This window comes from Flavobacterium succinicans (assembly GCF_001662485.1).
GTDB lineage: Bacteria > Bacteroidota > Bacteroidia > Flavobacteriales > Flavobacteriaceae > Flavobacterium > Flavobacterium succinicans_A.
The window spans coordinates 1-526 of the sequence record NZ_JMTM01000008.1 but is presented as its reverse complement, the minus strand read 5'-3'; the positions used below and the strand labels follow the sequence as shown (position 1 = coordinate 526).

Here is a 526-nt window from a genome sequence, read left to right as displayed (position 1 = left end):
ACATAATCCGAACCACTTGGTGCAATAGCGGTATTATGTGTCCAGAAATACAATGCTCCATTGATAATACCACTATTGGCATTGATAAACTTATCCGCATCAATTGCCGAAGGATATGGATTCCCTAACAAATTGAATTGACCTGCCCCTGCAGTAAAGGTATAATCCCCATTGTTTGGAACCCCTTTGAAAGCTACTGGCTGTGCCCAATTAGATGCAGTTGGAACTGGCCAAAAATTAGGTTTCGGAACACGAATAATATATCCTACTCCTGGAATCATAGTACTAGGAGTTGGACTAGTAGCTGGATTATTATAAAGAACCCAATCATTTAGGGCACCATCGAACCTAAAATATTTATCTGCTAACGTATTGGGAGATAAAGCCACTATATTTTGACCTGTTACCGGTGAAGCCCAATACGTAAAATCAAAATTTTTCATCGGAGAAGAAGTACGACGGTATTCTATAGCTCCTGTATTCGTTACATTGGTGGTTTGTACCAAGCTTGCGTTGTTTTCGAAAA

Annotated in this window: 1 pseudogene; it reads right to left on the bottom strand. The window is 39.5% G+C overall.

Features of this window, described 5'->3' with window-relative positions:
• Window positions 1-526 (bottom strand): annotated as a pseudogene (locus FLB_RS14305) (calcium-binding protein); the annotation flags it as partial.